14 protein-coding genes and 2 pseudogenes are annotated in these 15,603 nt (G+C 68.1%); 10 read left to right on the top strand and 6 right to left on the bottom strand.

Annotation, left to right across the window (positions count from 1 at the left end; genetic code table 11):
* Positions 1 to 84 precede the first annotated feature (84 nt).
* From D588_RS0115740 to D588_RS0115770, 7 genes are all read left to right on the top strand, one after another.
* Positions 85 to 555, top strand: coding sequence for a F0F1 ATP synthase subunit B (locus D588_RS0115740; protein WP_017916667.1), 471 nt, complete (start codon positions 85 to 87; stop codon positions 553 to 555).
* Position 556: 1 nt separating this feature from the next.
* Entirely contained in the window at positions 557 to 1,084 is a 528-nt protein-coding gene (locus tag D588_RS0115745; protein ID WP_017910292.1) for a F0F1 ATP synthase subunit delta, read from the top strand.
* 147 nt (positions 1,085 to 1,231) lie between these two features.
* Complete coding sequence (gene atpA, locus D588_RS0115750; RefSeq protein ID WP_026143773.1) at positions 1,232 to 2,779, top strand: F0F1 ATP synthase subunit alpha; 1,548 nt, start codon at positions 1,232 to 1,234, stop codon at positions 2,777 to 2,779.
* 116 nt (positions 2,780 to 2,895) lie between these two features.
* Positions 2,896 to 3,759, top strand: a complete 864-nt coding sequence (gene atpG / locus D588_RS0115755) for a F0F1 ATP synthase subunit gamma (RefSeq protein ID WP_017913606.1) — start codon at positions 2,896 to 2,898, stop codon at positions 3,757 to 3,759.
* A 122-nt stretch (positions 3,760 to 3,881) separates the two neighbouring features.
* Complete coding sequence (atpD, locus tag D588_RS0115760) at positions 3,882 to 5,288, top strand: F0F1 ATP synthase subunit beta (RefSeq protein WP_017910295.1); 1,407 nt, start codon at positions 3,882 to 3,884, stop codon at positions 5,286 to 5,288.
* 174 nt (positions 5,289 to 5,462) lie between these two features.
* Entirely contained in the window at positions 5,463 to 5,885 is a 423-nt protein-coding gene (locus tag D588_RS0115765) for a F0F1 ATP synthase subunit epsilon (RefSeq protein ID WP_017910296.1), read from the top strand.
* A 415-nt stretch (positions 5,886 to 6,300) separates the two neighbouring features.
* The gene (locus D588_RS0115770) at positions 6,301 to 6,846 is read left to right on the top strand and encodes a chorismate mutase (protein WP_017913607.1); all 546 of its coding nucleotides are present in this window, start codon (positions 6,301 to 6,303) and stop codon (positions 6,844 to 6,846) included.
* 235 nt (positions 6,847 to 7,081) lie between these two features.
* On the opposite strand, the gene D588_RS0115775 is transcribed toward D588_RS0115770, so the two are convergent.
* Positions 7,082 to 7,465 (bottom strand): GtrA family protein, encoded by a 384-nt coding sequence (locus D588_RS0115775; RefSeq protein ID WP_026143775.1) that lies wholly within the window; start codon positions 7,463 to 7,465, stop codon positions 7,082 to 7,084.
* A gap of 140 nt (positions 7,466 to 7,605) precedes the next feature.
* On the opposite strand from D588_RS0115775, the gene glmU reads away from it, so the two are divergent.
* The 3 genes from glmU to D588_RS0115790 all read left to right on the top strand — a co-directional run bounded on the left by glmU (position 7,606) and on the right by D588_RS0115790 (position 9,913).
* Positions 7,606 to 8,973 (top strand): bifunctional UDP-N-acetylglucosamine diphosphorylase/glucosamine-1-phosphate N-acetyltransferase GlmU, encoded by a 1,368-nt coding sequence (glmU, locus tag D588_RS0115780; protein ID WP_017916669.1) that lies wholly within the window; start codon positions 7,606 to 7,608, stop codon positions 8,971 to 8,973.
* 3 nt (positions 8,974 to 8,976) lie between these two features.
* On the top strand, positions 8,977 to 9,498 hold the full coding sequence (locus D588_RS0115785; RefSeq protein WP_017916670.1) for a GNAT family N-acetyltransferase: 522 nt from the start codon (positions 8,977 to 8,979) through the stop codon (positions 9,496 to 9,498).
* 100 nt (positions 9,499 to 9,598) lie between these two features.
* Positions 9,599 to 9,913, top strand: a complete 315-nt coding sequence (locus tag D588_RS0115790; protein WP_153752204.1) for a hypothetical protein — start codon at positions 9,599 to 9,601, stop codon at positions 9,911 to 9,913.
* A 176-nt stretch (positions 9,914 to 10,089) separates the two neighbouring features.
* Here the strand turns inward: D588_RS0115790 and D588_RS0115795 are convergent, their stop codons facing one another.
* The 5 genes and pseudogenes from D588_RS0115795 to D588_RS0115810 form a co-directional block, all read right to left on the bottom strand.
* Entirely contained in the window at positions 10,090 to 11,445 is a 1,356-nt protein-coding gene (locus tag D588_RS0115795; RefSeq protein ID WP_017916671.1) for a HAMP domain-containing sensor histidine kinase, read from the bottom strand.
* 66 nt (positions 11,446 to 11,511) lie between these two features.
* Positions 11,512 to 11,706: pseudogene (locus tag D588_RS28805) on the bottom strand (hypothetical protein); the annotation flags it as partial.
* Positions 11,707 to 11,864: 158 nt separating this feature from the next.
* Positions 11,865 to 12,779, bottom strand: a pseudogene (locus D588_RS0115800) (sigma 54-interacting transcriptional regulator); the annotation flags it as partial.
* A 102-nt stretch (positions 12,780 to 12,881) separates the two neighbouring features.
* Positions 12,882 to 14,102 carry an FtsX-like permease family protein gene (locus tag D588_RS0115805; RefSeq protein ID WP_017916672.1) on the bottom strand — a complete coding sequence of 407 codons (1,221 nt, stop codon included), beginning with the start codon at positions 14,100 to 14,102 and terminating at the stop codon, positions 12,882 to 12,884.
* 37 nt (positions 14,103 to 14,139) lie between these two features.
* Entirely contained in the window at positions 14,140 to 15,441 is a 1,302-nt protein-coding gene (locus tag D588_RS0115810) for an ABC transporter permease (protein WP_017916673.1), read from the bottom strand.
* Between the last annotated feature and the right edge of the window lie 162 nt (positions 15,442 to 15,603).

Consider the following 15,603-nt stretch of genomic DNA (forward strand, 5'->3'; position numbering starts at 1 on the left):
GCCCCCGCCGCTACGGATGAAGGTTCGGACGCGTCGCCGTGCTGGCGGCGCGTCCACCCCGTCACCATTGGCTGAGCGTACCCCATGAATATCGGTCTCACCCTCTTTGCCCAGGCGCTGGCGTTCGCCGGTCTGATCTGGATCGTCGCGACCAAGATCTGGCCGCCGCTGATGCAGGCCATCGAAGAGCGCCAACAGAAGATCGCCGAAGGCCTGGCCGCCGCCGATCGCAGTCAGAAGGATCTGGCGCAGGCGCAGGAAAAGGTCAACGAAGCGTTGAAGGACGCCCGCATCAAGGCCAACGAGATCATCGATCAGGCCCATGCGCGCGCCAACCAGATCGTCGAGGCGGCCAAGCACGAGGCGATCGTCGAAGCCAACCGGCAGAAGGAACTGGCCCAGGCCGAGATCGACGCCGCGGCCAACCGCGTGCGCGAAGACCTGCGTCGCCAGGTGTCGCTGCTGGCGGTGAGCGGCGCCGAGAAGCTGCTCAAGCGCGAAATCGACGCCAACGCCCACAAGGCGCTGCTCGACGAGCTGGCGGCGGAGATCTGAGATGAGCCAGGCCCTCACACTGGCGCGTCCCTACGCTCGCGCCGCGTTCGCCGCGGCCAGCGACGCCGGCAAGCTCGCGCCCTGGTCGCAGGCGCTGGCGTTCTCCGCCCAGGTCGCCGCCGACCCGCGCGTGGCCGCGCTGCTGCACAACCCGCTGCTGCAGCGGGAGCAGGCGGTGTCGCTGCTGGCGCCGGAGGCGGCCGACGAGCAGTACCAGCGCTTCCTGAGCCTGCTGGCCGAAGGCCAGCGGCTGCCGCTGCTGCCGGAGATCGCCGGGCTGTACGACCAGCTGCGGGCCGAGGCCGAGCGCGTGGTGCAGGCCAACGTGACCTCCGCGACGGCGCTGAGCGATGCCGAGGTGGCCTCGCTGAAGGTGGCGCTGAAGCAGCGCTTCGGCCGCGAGGTCGAGATCACCACGGCGGTGGACGCTTCGCTGATCGGCGGCGCGGTGATCGACGCCGGCGACGTGGTCATCGACGGTTCGTTGAAAGGCAAGCTGTCGCGTCTGCAATCCGCACTGGCCCACTAAGAAACGGGAATGGCGAATAGAGAGGAGAGAACCCGGCCCGGCGGCGACGCCACCCGCGATTCCCGATTCCCCATTCCCGATTCTCAAAGAAGCTAACCACACGTCGCCATCCGCCGTTGCGCGATGGACGATCCGAAGGAAACCAAGATGGCAACCACGCTCAACCCCTCCGAAATCAGCGAACTGATCAAGAACCGCATCGAGCAGGTCAAGCTGGCCGCGGAGTCGCGCAACGAAGGCACGGTCACCAGCGTGTCCGACGGCATCGTGCGCATCTTCGGCCTGGCCGACGTGATGCAGGGCGAAATGATCGAACTGCCGAACGACACCTACGCCCTGGCGCTGAACCTGGAGCGCGACTCGGTCGGCGCCGTGGTGCTCGGCGACTACGAGAACCTGCGCGAAGGCGACGTGGCCAAGACCACCGGCCGCATCCTGGAAGTGCCGGTCGGCAAGGAACTGCTGGGCCGCGTGGTCAACGCGCTGGGCGAGCCGATCGACGGCAAGGGCCCGCTGGGCACCAGCCAGACCGCGCCGGTGGAGCGCGTGGCGCCGGGCGTGATCTGGCGCAAGTCGGTCGACCAGCCGGTGCAGACCGGCTACAAGTCGGTCGACGCGATGATCCCGATCGGCCGCGGCCAGCGCGAGCTGGTCATCGGCGACCGCCAGACCGGCAAGACCGCGCTGGCCATCGACGCGGTGATCAACCAGAAGAACACCGGCATCAAGTGCGTGTACGTGGCGATCGGGCAGAAGGCCTCGACCGTCGCCAACATCGTGCGCAAGCTGGAAGAGAACGGCGCGCTGGCGCACACCATCGTGGTCGCCGCGACCGCCTCCGAGTCGGCGGCGATGCAGTACATCAGCGCCTACGCCGGCTGCACCATGGGCGAGTACTTCATGGACCGCGGCGAAGACGCGCTGATCGTGTACGACGATCTGTCCAAGCAGGCCGTGGCCTACCGCCAGATCTCGCTGCTGCTGAAGCGCCCGCCGGGCCGCGAAGCCTACCCGGGCGACGTGTTCTACCTGCACAGCCGCCTGCTGGAGCGCGCCGCGCGCGTGTCCGAGGAGTACGTGGAGCAGTTCACCAAGGGCGAGGTCAAGGGCAAGACCGGTTCGCTGACCGCGCTGCCGATCATCGAGACCCAGGCCGGCGACGTCTCCGCGTTCGTGCCGACCAACGTGATCTCGATCACCGACGGCCAGATCTTCCTGGAAACCGACCTGTTCAACGCCGGCATCCGCCCGGCGGTGAACGCCGGTATCTCGGTGTCGCGCGTCGGCGGCGCCGCGCAGACCAAGATCATCAAGAAGCTCTCCGGCGGCATCCGCATCTCGCTGGCGCAGTACCGCGAGCTGGCGGCGTTCGCGCAGTTCGCCTCGGACCTGGACGAAGCCACACGCAAGCAGCTCGAGCGCGGCCAGCGCGTCACCGAGCTGATGAAGCAGAAGCAGTACATGCCGATGTCCATCGCCAACCAGGCGCTGTCGATCTACGCCGTCAACGAGGGCTACCTCGACGACGTGCCGGTCAACAAGCTGCTGGCGTTCGAAGAGGGCCTGCACGCCCACTTCGCCAACACCCAGGGCGAGCTGATCGCCAAGGTCAACGACACCGGCGACTGGAACGGCGACATCGAGGCCGCGTTCAAGAAGGGCATCGGCGAGTTCAAGACCACGGGCAGCTGGTAAATCAGTTGCCGGGAATCGGGATTAGAGAATAGGGAATCGTAGGAGCGGGATCCGGGCTTGCCCATTCCCGATTCTCCATTCCCCATTCCCACGAAGCGAGCAAAGCGAGCGAGAGCATGGCAGGCGGACGCGAAATCAAATCCAAGATCAAGAGCGTGCAGAACACCCGCAAGGTGACGCGCGCGCTCGAGATGGTCTCGGCCTCCAAGATCCGCAAGGCGCAGGATCGGATGAAGACCTCGCGTCCGTACGCGCAGGCGATGAAGCAGGTGATCGGGCATCTGGCGCAGGCCAGCACCGATTACACGCATCCGTTCCTGGTGCAGCGCGAGTCGGTCAAGCGCGTCGGCTACATCGTGATCTCCTCCGATCGCGGCCTGGCCGGCGGCCTGAACAACAACCTGTTCCGCAAGATGCTGGGCGAAGTGCGCCAGTGGCAGGACCAGGGCGCGGGCGTGGACGTGGTCACCATCGGCCAAAAGGCCTCGGTGTTCTTCCGCCGGATCAAGGTGGACATGGTCGGCAGCGTCAGCCACCTCGGCGACCTGCCGCAGCTGGAGCAGTTGATCGGCGTGATCAAGGTGATGCTGGACGCGTTCACCGAAGGCAAGCTGGACCGCGTGTATCTGGTCTACAACCGCTTCGTCAACACGATGACGCAGAAGGCCAGCTTCGACCAGCTGCTGCCGCTGCCGGCGTCCGAGAGCCAGGTCGCGCACCACGACTGGGACTACCTGTACGAACCCGATGCCGCGAGCGTGCTCGAGCACGTGATGACGCGTTACATCGAGTCGCTGGTGTATCAGGCGGTGCTGGAGAACGTGGCGTCCGAGCATGCCGCGCGCATGGTCGCGATGAAGGCGGCCAGCGACAACGCCAGCAAGCTGATCAGCACCTTGCAGTTGGTCTACAACAAGGCGCGTCAGGCTGCGATCACCCAGGAAATTTCCGAAATCGTCGGCGGCGCAGCCGCTGTGTAGCCGGGAATGGGGAATGGAGAAACGGGAATGGTCGAAGCAGCAGCGCTTGATCTTCCCATTCCCGATTCCCCGTTCCCCATTCCCGACACCAGATTCGCATAGACATTAGTGGAGTTATCCAAATGAGTCAGGGCAAGATCGTTCAGATCATCGGCGCGGTCGTCGACGTCGAATTCGCGCGTGCCGATGTGCCGAAGGTGTACGACGCACTGAAGGTCGACGGCACCGCCATCACGCTGGAAGTGCAGCAGCAGTTGGGCGACGGCGTCGTGCGTACGATCGCCCTCGGCTCCACCGACGGCCTCAAGCGCAACCTGGTCGCCACCAACACCGGCCGTGCGATCTCGGTGCCGGTCGGCGCCGGCACGCTGGGCCGCATCATGGACGTGCTGGGTCGTCCGATCGACGAGGCCGGCGACGTGCAGGCCACCGACCATTGGGAAATCCACCGCGCGGCGCCGACCTACGAAGACCAGTCCTCGGCCACCGAGCTGCTGGAGACCGGCATCAAGGTCATCGACCTGATGTGTCCGTTCGCCAAGGGCGGCAAGGTCGGCCTGTTCGGCGGCGCCGGCGTCGGCAAGACCGTCAACATGATGGAACTGATCAACAACATCGCCAAGGCGCACTCGGGTCTGTCCGTGTTCGCCGGCGTGGGCGAGCGTACCCGCGAGGGCAACGACTTCTACCACGAGATGAAGGACTCCAACGTCCTGGACAAGGTGGCGATGGTGTACGGCCAGATGAACGAGCCGCCGGGCAACCGTCTGCGCGTCGCGCTGACCGGCCTGACCATGGCCGAGTACTTCCGCGACGAGAAGGACGCCTCGGGCAAGGGCAAGGACGTGCTGCTGTTCGTCGACAACATCTACCGTTACACCCTGGCCGGTACCGAAGTGTCGGCGCTGCTGGGCCGCATGCCGTCGGCGGTGGGCTACCAGCCGACCCTGGCCGAGGAAATGGGCGTGCTGCAGGAGCGCATCACCTCGACCAAGTCCGGCTCGATCACCTCGATCCAGGCCGTGTACGTGCCCGCGGACGACCTGACCGATCCGTCGCCAGCGACCACCTTCGCCCACCTCGACGCCACCGTCGTGCTGTCGCGTAACATCGCTTCGCTGGGTATCTACCCAGCGGTGGATCCGCTCGATTCGACCAGCCGCCAGCTGGACCCGAACGTGATCGGCCACGAGCACTACGACACCGCCCGCCGCGTGCAGTCCACCTTGCAGAAGTACAAGGAACTGAAGGACATCATCGCGATCCTGGGCATGGACGAACTGTCCGAAGAGGACAAGCAGGCCGTGTCGCGCGCGCGCAAGATCGAGCGCTTCTTCAGCCAGCCGTTCCACGTGGCCGAAGTGTTCACCGGCTCGCCGGGCAAGTACGTGTCGCTGAAGGACACCATCCGCGGCTTCAAGGCCATCGTCGACGGCGAGTACGACCACCTGCCGGAGCAGGCCTTCTACATGGTCGGCGGCATCGAGGAAGCGGTCGAGAAGGCCAAGAAGATGGCCGAGAAGGCCTGATCTGGACGCCGGCCGCAGGCGGCCGGCATCCGGGAATGGGGAATCGGGAATAGAGAATCGTCAAGGCGGGACAACTGGAATCTGATGCATCGCGTATTGGTTGAGAGAAGGCAATTTGCTTCTCCCCATTCCCGATTCCCGATTCCCGATTCCCGCCTCACCCAGTGAGGCACCATGAGCACCATCCGTTGCGACATCGTCAGCGCCGAGCATGAGATCTACCACGGCGACGCCACCCTGGTGGTCGCGACCGGCGAGCTGGGCGAGCTGGGCATCGCGCCCAAGCACGCGCCGTTGATCACCCGGCTCAAGCCCGGCAAGGTGGTGGTGACCACCGCGAGCGGCGAGCAGCTGGATTTCGCCATTTCCGGCGGCATCCTCGAGGTGCAGCCGCAGGTGGTGACGATCCTGGCCGACACCGCGATCCGCGCGCAGGACATCGACGAGGCGTCGGTGCGCAAGGCCAAGGAAGAAGCCGAGCGCCTGCTCGCCAACCGCGGCGAAGGCATGGACGTGGCCGAGGCGCAGGCCAAGCTGGCCGAGGTCACCGCGCAGTTGCAGGCGCTGGAGCGCCTGCGCAAGAACCTCAAGCACTGAGTTCACCGCCCCGCGGCCTGATGGCCGCATGCGACGATGACGACGCCGGCGTTTGCCGGCGTTGTCGTGTCTTGGAGATGGGGGTCTCCTTCGCACGCCGCCTCCGCGTGCATGTGGGGGATCACCTCGCGGATCCGGCTTGCCGCACTCTGTGACGCGCAGGCGCATTGGATCGCCGTGAAGATCGCATTCCTGCGGCGCAGCTCGAGATCGAGCTGGACTGCGACGCAGCGCACGGCGCTGGCTTGCTGGTCGCTGACTCGGCCGCGCTGGCATGCGACAAGACGCGGGTGCGGTCATCGTGCGGTCGGTGGACTGCGGCAAGATGGCCGCCCGATCTGCGGTTCATCCCCCACCCGCAGACGGTTACCGGAGAACCGAGATGAGCCTGTCCGCTGCCGTTCCTCGTCCCTGCATGCATGCGCTGACCGCCGTGCTGGCCGGCGCCCTGTTGATGGGATGCGCATTGCCCGCACGCAGTGCCACCCCACTGGAGCCGCTGCTGGATCGCATCGTCGAGCGCAATGCGATCGGCGACCAGGTGGCGCTGAGCAAGTGGGACAGCGGCAAGCCGGTGCTGGATGCCACGCGCGAGGCCGCGGTGCTGGCCAGCGTGCGCGATCAGGCGCCGGCCCACGGCGTGGATCCGGACGATGCGGCGCGTTTCTTCGGCATGCAGATCGAATCCAACAAGCTGGTGCAGTACGAACTGCTGTCGCGCTGGCACCTGCGCGGCCGCGCGCCCAACAGCCCGCGCCCGGACCTGACCGCACTGCGCGCGCGCCTGGACCAGCTGCAGGGCGAGATGCTGGACGCGTTGCAGGCCAGCGCCACGCTGCGCCAGGCCCCGGATTGCCCGGCCACGACCGCGCGCGTGGCCGAGGCCTATGCGCTGCGCTGGCAGCTCGACCAACTGCACCGCACCGCGCTGGTGCGCAGCCTCGGCGATTTCTGCCGCTGAGTCGTCGGTAGCGGGGCCGATGGCGCGTTGCCTGCGCCCAACGGGGCGCTGAAGCCGATTTGGCGCTCTGCAGGCCCGATCCGCGCTGGCCGTCTAGGCTTCGCTCGTCGCGACTGAAGTCGCTCCCACAGGGATGCTCCCGGCATACGTTAGGTCTTTTGTGGGAGGGGCTTCAGCCCCGACAGCCGGCGCCGAGCGCACGCAGCGGTGCCGCCTGCCTGCCGTGTCGCCAGCGCTAGCGATACACCAACTGCCGGCCCAGGAAGAACGACACCACCGCCAGCATGCCTTCGACCAGCGGCTTGGCCAGCCAGGCCAGGCGCAGGCCCAGGGCATGGGCGCACAGCGCCACCAGCCAGGTGCTGAGCGCGGTGAGCACGAGCCACATGGCCATGAAGCGGCCGAAGCGGCGCCAGCCCAGGCGTGCGGCGTCGTCGCTGGCGAAGGTGATGCGGCCGTTGAGCCAGAACCCGAGCAGTGCGCCGCAGACGCGGCCCAGCACGTTGCCCGGGACCGTCGGCATGCCGGCCGCGGTGGCGGCGACGAACACGCTCCAGTCGATCAGCAATTGCAGCAGGCCGATCAGCAGGAACTGGCTGCCCTGGCGCAGGAGACCCATGAACATCCGCAGGAGAAGATGATCGCGCATGCTAGCGCCTGCGGCGCCGATGTGCAGCCCGCCGCGTGTGGCGCGGTCGTGACGGCAGGCGTGGCCGGCAGCCTCTAGAATTCGTCGTCCACCCGCAACGGAACCGCCCCATGAGTCTGCCCCTGCACGTCGTGATCCTCGCCGCCGGCGCTGGCAAGCGGATGAAGTCGGCCAAGCCCAAGGTGCTGCAGCCGATCGCCGGCCGGCCGATGCTGGCGCATGTGATCGAGACCGCGCGCCACCTGCAGCCGGACGCGATCCACATCGTCCATGGCCACGGCGGCGAGGCGGTGCTGGCGGCGTTCGCCGACCAGCCGGACCTGCTGTGGGCCGAGCAGGCGCAACAGCTGGGCACCGGCCACGCGGTGCAGCAGGCGATGGCGGCTGTGCCCGATGCCGCTACGGTGCTGGTGCTGTACGGCGACGTGCCGCTGATCCGCGCCGAGACCCTGACCCGCCTGCTGCATGCGCCCGGTCGCGTCGCGGTGCTGGTGGCCGAGCCGGAGGATCCCACCGGCTACGGCCGCATCGTGCGCGATGCCGCCGGCAAGGTCGCGGCGATCGTCGAGCAGAAGGATGCCGACGACGAGCAGCGGCGCATCCGCACCATCAACACCGGCATCGTCACCGCCGAGTCCACCGCGCTGAAGCGCTGGCTGGCGCAGTTGCGCAACGACAACGCGCAGGGAGAGTACTACCTGACCGACGTGTTCGCCGCCGCTGCCGCCGAGTTCACCCCGGCCGAGATGGTGCTGGTGGCCGACCCGATCGAGGCCGAGGGCGCCAACGATCCGTGGCAGCTGGCGCAACTGGAACGTGCCTGGCAGTTGCGCGCGGCGCGTGCGTTGTGCGAGCAGGGCGTGCAACTGATCGACCCGAATCGCCTGGACCAGCGCGGCCGCGTGCGCGCCGGCCACGACGTGCGCATCGACGCCAACGTGATCCTGGAAGGCGAGGTGGAATTGGGCGACGGCGTCAGCATCGGCCCGTTCGTGCGCTTGAAGGACGTGGTGCTGGGGCCGGGTACCGAGGTGCGTGCGCATTGCGACCTGGAAGGCGTGGTCGCCGAGGGCGCGGTACAGATCGGCCCGTTCGCGCGGCTGCGCCCGGGCACGGTACTGGCCGATGGCGTGCACATCGGCAACTTCGTCGAGACCAAGAAGGCGGTGCTCGGCGTCGGCAGCAAAGCCAATCACCTGACCTACCTCGGCGACGCGACCATCGGCAGCGGCGTCAACGTCGGTGCCGGGGTGATCACCTGCAACTACGACGGCGTCAACAAGTCGCAGACGGTGATCGGCGATGGCGTGTTCGTCGGCTCCAACAGCGCGCTGGTGGCGCCGCTGGAGATCGGCGACGGCGCCACCATCGGCGCCGGCTCGGTGATCACCCGCAGCGCGCCGGCCGGCAAACTGAGCGTGGCACGGGTGCGGCAGGAAACCGTCGAAGGCTGGAAACGCCCGGGCAAGCGCGTCTGAGGCATGGCCGGGCGCATCCGTCTGGCGCGCGCGCAGGAGTTGGCGCGGTTGCCGGAGATCGAACGGCGCGCCGGTGCCGTGCTGCAAGGGCATCCGGCGCATGCCGTGTTCGCGGCGCACGCGTTGGAGACGCACGCCCTACGTGCCGGATTGGCGCGCGAGCAGTTATGGGTGACGCTGGACGAGGACGAACGTTGCGTCGGCTATCTGCTCGGCGGGTGCCTGGACGGCGGCTTCCACGTGCAGCAGATGGACGTGGATCCCGATGCCGGGCGCCGCGGCCACGGCCGTGCCCTGCTGCGGCATGCGCGCGCCGCCGCGGCAGTTGCTGGTTTCCAATGCATGCTGCTGACCACCTTGCGCGACGTGCCGTGGAATGCCCCGTTCTACGCCAGCGAGGGCTTCGTCGCGCTGCCGCCTGCGCAGTGGGGACCACAGTTGCGCGCGACCTGGCGACAGGAAGCCGCACTCGGTTTCCCGATGCACCTGCGGGTGGCGATGCGTTGTCCGCTGCCGTCGCGCTGAGCCTCGCGGCCGGGTCGTCGATGCTGCCGGGGTAGCGCTGATACTGTATACAGATGGAAGCGCGGCAATGATGCCGCGACGGTCCAATCCAGGGGAGATCATGAAGCGACTTGTCGTGGCGTCAGTGCTGACGCTGCTGAGTTTTCAGGCGCCGGCGTTTGAGCGCGTGCATGCAAAGGTCAGCAAGTTATATTCGGAATCCAATCGATTCACCCTCGTCGTCGCCGATAGCGACATTCCGCAGCAATGCGGCGGTGTGTTCTATGAGGTCTACCGCGACGAAGCGACGCCCCACTTCAAGGAACTGTATTCGCTCGCCCTGGCTGCGTTCACCAGCAAGGCCAATGTCGAGATCGTAGTCAAGGGCTGCGCCGACGTCGATCGCGCCGTGATCGACCACATGGCGATCTACTGAGCCACTGCGCCCGACGTGTCCTGGGTGCGCGCCGCTGAACAGCTGCGCTTTTGCTTGAGCGGAACGTAGCGCGACGGTCACGGCTTGGCTAGGTGCGCTCATGCTCTTCGGGTCCCGGGTCCCGGGTCCCGGCGCTCAATCCCCAATCCCGAATCCCCAATCCCGGCCCCAAAAAATCAGCCCCGCTCCCCCTGCGGCAACTGCACCGTCACGCACAGCCCGCCTTCGTCGCGGTTGTGCAGCGACAGGCGGCCGCCGTGGGCTTCGACGATCTCGCGGGTCAGGGCCAGGCCCAGGCCGGTGCCGTTGCGCTTGGTCGAGTAGAACGGCATCAACGCGTTGTGCAGCACCGCCTCGTTCATGCCGCTGCCGCGGTCCAGCACTTCCAGGCGCAGCCAGTCCGGGCGGGTGGACACGCGCACGCGCACGCCATCGGCCGGCGTCTGCCCCTCGGGCAGGGATTCGTGGGCGTTCTTGACCAGGTTGAGCAGCGCCTGCTGCAGTTGCGCCGGATCGACCCGGCTGTGCAGGTCCGGCGACTCCAGGTCCAGCGCGAACGGAATCTGCTGCTGCAGCCCGGCCAGGAACTGCGCCCAGTGCACCGTCTGCAGTTGCGGCTGCGGCAGCTTGGCGAAGCGCGCGTAGCCGCGGATGAAGCCTTCCAGGTGCCGCGCGCGTTCCTCGATGGTGCCGAACACCTCTTCCAGCCGCTCCACCTTCTGCCGCCGCACCAGCTCGGCGCCGGAGTGCGCCAGCGAGGCGATCGGCGCCAGCGAGTTGTTGAGCTCGTGGCTGATCACCCGGATCACCTTCTTCCAGGTGTGCACTTCCTGGCGGCGCAGTTCGGCGGTGAGCAGGCGGATCAACAGCAGTTCGTGCGGGCGGCCGTTGAGATGGAAGCGGCGCTGCGACAGGTGGTAGATCTGCTCCTCCTCCGGGTCCTCGTCGCTGCCTTCGATGGCGAACAGGCTGTCGCCACCACGGGAGATCGCCTCGCGCAGCGGCGCCGGCACACCCAGCAGCAGGTCGTCCAGGCGCTGTCCTTCCAGCTTCCAGCCGCTGTGCAGCAGCTTGCGCGCGGCCAGGTTGGAGAACACCACGCGGCGCAGGCCGTCGCCGCCCTTGGAGGTGAGCAGCATCGCCACCGGGGTGTTCTGCACCATGGTGTCGAGCATCAGTTCGCGCTGCGCCAGGCCCTGGCGCTGCTCGCGCAGGATCTCGCCCAGTTGCGCGTGCGCGGCGACCATCTCGCCCAGTTCGTCGTCGCCGCGCCAGTGCACGCCGAAGTTGTATTCGCCGTCGCGGTAGCTGCTGACGGTGCCGGCCAGGGCGCGGAACAGCGAGCGCATCGGCGCGGTGGCGCGCCGCAGCGTCCACCACATCAACAGCAGCAGGGCTAGCGCCGAGGCCGTGACCACTTCCCAGCCGCGGTCCATCCAGTAGGCCAGCAGCCACGGCAGGGCGGCGGCCAGCGCCAGCACCGGCAGCAGGCGCAGGAACAGCATGACGGTGAAGGAGCGGCGCAGTTTCATTCGCGCGGGATGCCGTAGCGGTCCATGCGCCGGTACAGCGCCTGCCGGCTCATGCCCAGTTCGGCGGCGGCCTGGGCGATGACGCCGTGCGCACGGCTCAGCTCGGCCACGATGCGCTCGCGGTCGGGTTCGGCAGCGGCGGCCGTGCGCGGAGCGGCGGGCTTGGGCAGGTTGAGGTCGGCGGACTCGATTTGCGCACCGCCGGCCAGCAGTTCGGCGCGCTGCACCACGTTGCGCAGTTCGCGCACGTTGCCGGGCCACGCGTGGCGCTGCAGCGCCTGGCAGGCGCCGGCCGACAGCGGCTTGTCGCCGGAGAGGAAGTGTTCGGCCAGCGGCACGATGTCGCCGGGGCGCTCGGCCAGCGCCGGCAGCGACAGTTCCACCGCGTTGAGCCGGTAGTACAGGTCCTCGCGGAAGCTGCCGTCGCGGATCATCGCGGTCAGGTCGGCATTGGTGGCGCTGATCACCCGCACCTTGACCTGCCGCTCGCGGTTGGAGCCGAGCCGCTCGAACCGGCCGGTCTCCAGCACCCGCAGCAGCTTCATCTGCCCGGCCAGCGACAGGTTGCCGATCTCGTCCAGGAACAGGGTGCCGCCGTCGGCGGCCTCGAACTTGCCCTCGCGCACCTTGTTGGCGCCGGTGTAGGCGCCGGCCTCGGCGCCGAACAGCTCGGCCTCGATCAGTTCGGCCGGGATCGCGCCGCAATTGAGCGCCACGAACGGGCCGCGCCGTACCGAGGAGTTGGCCTGGATGATCTGCGCGATCTTCTCCTTGCCGCTGCCGTTGGGGCCGGTGATCAGTACCGGCAGTTCCGAGCGCGCGACCTGGCAGGCCAGGGCGATGGCGCGCTCGCTGGCGGGGTCGGCGAACACCGCGCCGCACAGGTCGTAGCGCTGCGCCAATTGCTGGCGATGGCGGCGCTCGCCGTCGCGGCGGCGTTCCAGTTCGCGTCGTGTCTCCGACAGTTCCAGCAGGTTGTTGACCGTGGTCAGCAGCTTGCGGTCGTCCCAGGGCTTGGCCAGGTAGTCGGCGGCGCCGGCCTTGACCAGCTCCACCGCACTGCTGAGCTGGGTCCAGGCGGTCAGCAGGATCACCGGCAGGTCAGGATGGCGCGTGCGGATCGCCTCGAACAGGGCCACGCCTTCCTCGCCGGAGGTGGTGTCGGCGGTGAAGTTCATGTCCTGCAGGACCAGGTCGATGTCGCCCTCGCCCAGGCGCTGCAGGCCCGCCTGCGGGCTGTCGGCATGGACGGTGTCGATGTCGTGCAGGGAGAACAGCACTTCCAGCGCGGTGGCGACCGCGGGGTTGTCGTCGATGATCAGCAGGCAGGGCATCGTGCACCTTGGGCGCGGCGGGACACGCCGGCGGAGAAGAACGGACCAGGCGGCATCATCGCAGCCCGCGCGCGGCTTGTCGTGCCTGTCCGCATCGGCATCTCAGACACTGCGCGTGGCCACCGCCGGTGGCACCGCGGCGGCGCGGCGTGCGGGCGGCAGCACCGCGAGCTGGCCGAGCAGCCACAGCACCACCGCGCCGACCGGCAGGTACCACAGCGGCAGCCGCGGCAGTTCGTAGGCGCTCATCAGGTACAGGTTGGCGGCGTAGGCCAGCAGCATGCCGAGCACGATGCCGGTACTGGCGAGCAGGAAATTCTCCAACTGGAAATGCCGCAGGATTTGCGTGCAGGTAGCGCCGAGCGCGCGGCGGATGCCGATCTGCTTGGTGCGCTGCTGCACCCAGAAACTGGTCAGGCCGACGATGCCCAGCGCGGTGACCAGCAGCAGCGCCGCGCTCACGCCGACCAGCAGCCAGGCCATCGCCTGGTCGCTGCGGTAGTAGTCCGCGCGCGCCTGCTCCAGGGTCTTGGCGCTCCTGATCATGCGCCGTGGACCCTGGTGCTGCAGCACCGCCTTGGCCTGCCGCAGCACCGCTTCGCGTTGCGCCGGGTCGCGCACGCGCAGCAGGTAGGTACTCCTGGAGGAGGCCACGTTCACCGGGAACAGCATGGCGAAGTCGTACTGGGACTCGGCGCCCATGTCGCGCGGCTGCACCAGGCGCTCGACCACGCCGACCACGCGATGTTCGCCGAACACATAGAGGCTGCGGCCGACCGCGTCCCGGCCGGGGAACAGGCGCTCCGCCAGCGCCTGGCTGAGAATCACCGCTGGCGGCGCGCGCTTGTCGACGGTGCTGGTCAACTGCGCTTCGTCCACGAACTCGTCGGCGCGGAAACCGCGTCCGGCGATCAGGCGCAGCCCCAAGGTGTCGAGCAGATGCGCATCGCCGAAGTAGTGCACGGCATGCAGGGTGCTGCGCTCCTGGTCCGGCTGCAGCGACACGCCGCTGTAGCCAATCGAATCGCCGAACAGCGCCATGTTGATGCTGCTGGCATCGCGTACGCCGGGAATGCGCCGCAGCGCATCCAGATCGGACTGGGTCAATGCGGCGCTGTTGCCGTCCTTGACCACGCTGCGGGTGCGCAGCTGCACCAGCTCCTGCTCGGCGACGCCGCTGGGCCGGTGCATGCGCTCGAGCCGCTGATCGATCAGGAACAGCGCATTGCAGACCACGGCGCAGCTGAAGGCGATTTCCAGCACGATCAGGCTGGCCGCGACGCGGTGCTTGCGCAGGCTGGAGAGAATGGGATGAAGGGACACGGTGGGAGTCCTGGCTGAGAGGGGCGCACGCGGCGCGTCATTGCGACTTGAGTTGAAGGGCGGTGGGCACGCGCATCGCCTGCCAGGCCGGCAGCAGGCCGGCGAGCAGCGCGCTGCCCAGGCTCATCGCCAGGGCGAGCAGCAGCATGCGGCCGTCCAGGTGCGCCAGCGCGGCGTAGTCGGCCGGCTGCTGCCGCACCAGCCAGGTGCCGATCCAGGCCAGCAGCAGGCCGCCGGCACCGCCGGCCAGGCCGATCGCCGCCGCTTCGATCAGGTGCTGGGCGAAGATCGTCCGCCGCGAGGCGCCGAGCGCGCGGCGCACGCCGATCTCGCCGCTGTGGCGCAGAAACTTGGCCAGCATCAGGCCGGCGGTGTTGAGCAGGCAGATGCCCAGGAACGCCAGCGCCAGCCACACCTGCAGACGCACGTCGGAGGGCACCGCGTGGTTGCGGTCCAACCAGGTCATCACGTCGCTGAGGCGGATGTCCGGCGGATGGCTGAAGCGGCCGGCGTCGCGCTGCTGTTGCGCATACGCTTGCAGGGCGTCCAGGTAGGCGACGCGTTTGCCGGGGCTGTCCAGTTCCACCCAGTACTGGATCCAGGCACAGGGGGCGTTTTCGCTGGTCTTGCCATCGGCCGTGTCGCCCCAGCAGGACATCGAGCCGCTGACGTCCAGGTCCAGGTCGCGTGCGGTGGAGAACGGCACGAAAACGTCCTCGCTGTTGCCGTACTCGGTATTGGTCAGGTCGTAGAAGCGCGGATTCATGTTCCAGTCGCCCATCACCCCGACCACCCGCAGCACGCTATCGCCGAGCTGCAGTTCGCGGCCGACGCTGTCCACGTCGCCGAACAGTTGCGCGTTGAGGCGTTGCGAGATGACCACCACGCGCGCGCGCCGGGCATCGTCGTCCGCGGTCCAGGCGTGGCCGTAGCGCATCGGCACCGCGAACATGGGGAAGAAATCGGCGCTGGTGTAGCGCGCTTCGGCGCCGAACGGGGTCTGCGCCGCTTGCGCAGGGATCACGGTCACGCCGCCGGCCGACATCATCGCCTGGCGGTCGCCGCGCCGGTCGCGCAGCAACGTCTCGGCATCGTGCCGGCTCAGTTGCTGCGGATCGGTGTCGTTCGGATCGTAGTGGTCGTCCGGCTGAAGATTGAGTTCGACATTGAACAGCTGCGCACTTTTGCCGGGAATGGGATCGGCCGCCAGCACGTGGAACACGGTCAGCGTGGTCATCGATGCGCCAATGCCGACCGCGATCGCCAGCACCATCAGGGCGGTCAGCAGGCGGTTGCGACCGAAGCTGTGCAGCGCCAGTTTGCAGTAGTAGCCGAACATCGTGGCGTCCTGGAGAAGGGGGCGGTGGCGGGCGATGGAAGGACGGGATCAGAGGCTGCGGGTGGCCACGGCCGGCGGCACCGCCGCCGCGCGCCGCGCCGGCGCGAGTACCGCGCACTGGCCGAGCAGCCACAGCGTCGCCGCGCCGAGCGGCAGGGAGGG

The organism is Xanthomonas sp. SHU 308 (assembly GCF_000364645.1).
In the GTDB taxonomy this organism is placed as follows: domain Bacteria; phylum Pseudomonadota; class Gammaproteobacteria; order Xanthomonadales; family Xanthomonadaceae; genus Xanthomonas_A; species Xanthomonas_A sontii.

Coding starts and splice junctions, on each gene's coding strand:
- D588_RS0115740 (WP_017916667.1), top strand. CDS start 85: ATGAATATCGGTCTCACCCTCTTTGCCCAGGCGCTGGCGTTCGCCGGT.
- D588_RS0115745 (WP_017910292.1), top strand. CDS start 557: ATGAGCCAGGCCCTCACACTGGCGCGTCCCTACGCTCGCGCCGCGTTC.
- atpA (WP_026143773.1), top strand. CDS start 1,232: ATGGCAACCACGCTCAACCCCTCCGAAATCAGCGAACTGATCAAGAAC.
- atpG (WP_017913606.1), top strand. CDS start 2,896: ATGGCAGGCGGACGCGAAATCAAATCCAAGATCAAGAGCGTGCAGAAC.
- atpD (WP_017910295.1), top strand. CDS start 3,882: ATGAGTCAGGGCAAGATCGTTCAGATCATCGGCGCGGTCGTCGACGTC.
- D588_RS0115765 (WP_017910296.1), top strand. CDS start 5,463: ATGAGCACCATCCGTTGCGACATCGTCAGCGCCGAGCATGAGATCTAC.
- D588_RS0115770 (WP_017913607.1), top strand. CDS start 6,301: ATGCATGCGCTGACCGCCGTGCTGGCCGGCGCCCTGTTGATGGGATGC.
- D588_RS0115775 (WP_026143775.1), bottom strand. CDS start 7,465: ATGGGTCTCCTGCGCCAGGGCAGCCAGTTCCTGCTGATCGGCCTGCTG.
- glmU (WP_017916669.1), top strand. CDS start 7,606: ATGAGTCTGCCCCTGCACGTCGTGATCCTCGCCGCCGGCGCTGGCAAG.
- D588_RS0115785 (WP_017916670.1), top strand. CDS start 8,977: ATGGCCGGGCGCATCCGTCTGGCGCGCGCGCAGGAGTTGGCGCGGTTG.
- D588_RS0115790 (WP_153752204.1), top strand. CDS start 9,599: ATGAAGCGACTTGTCGTGGCGTCAGTGCTGACGCTGCTGAGTTTTCAG.
- D588_RS0115795 (WP_017916671.1), bottom strand. CDS start 11,445: ATGAAACTGCGCCGCTCCTTCACCGTCATGCTGTTCCTGCGCCTGCTG.
- D588_RS0115810 (WP_017916673.1), bottom strand. CDS start 15,441: ATGTTCGGCTACTACTGCAAACTGGCGCTGCACAGCTTCGGTCGCAAC.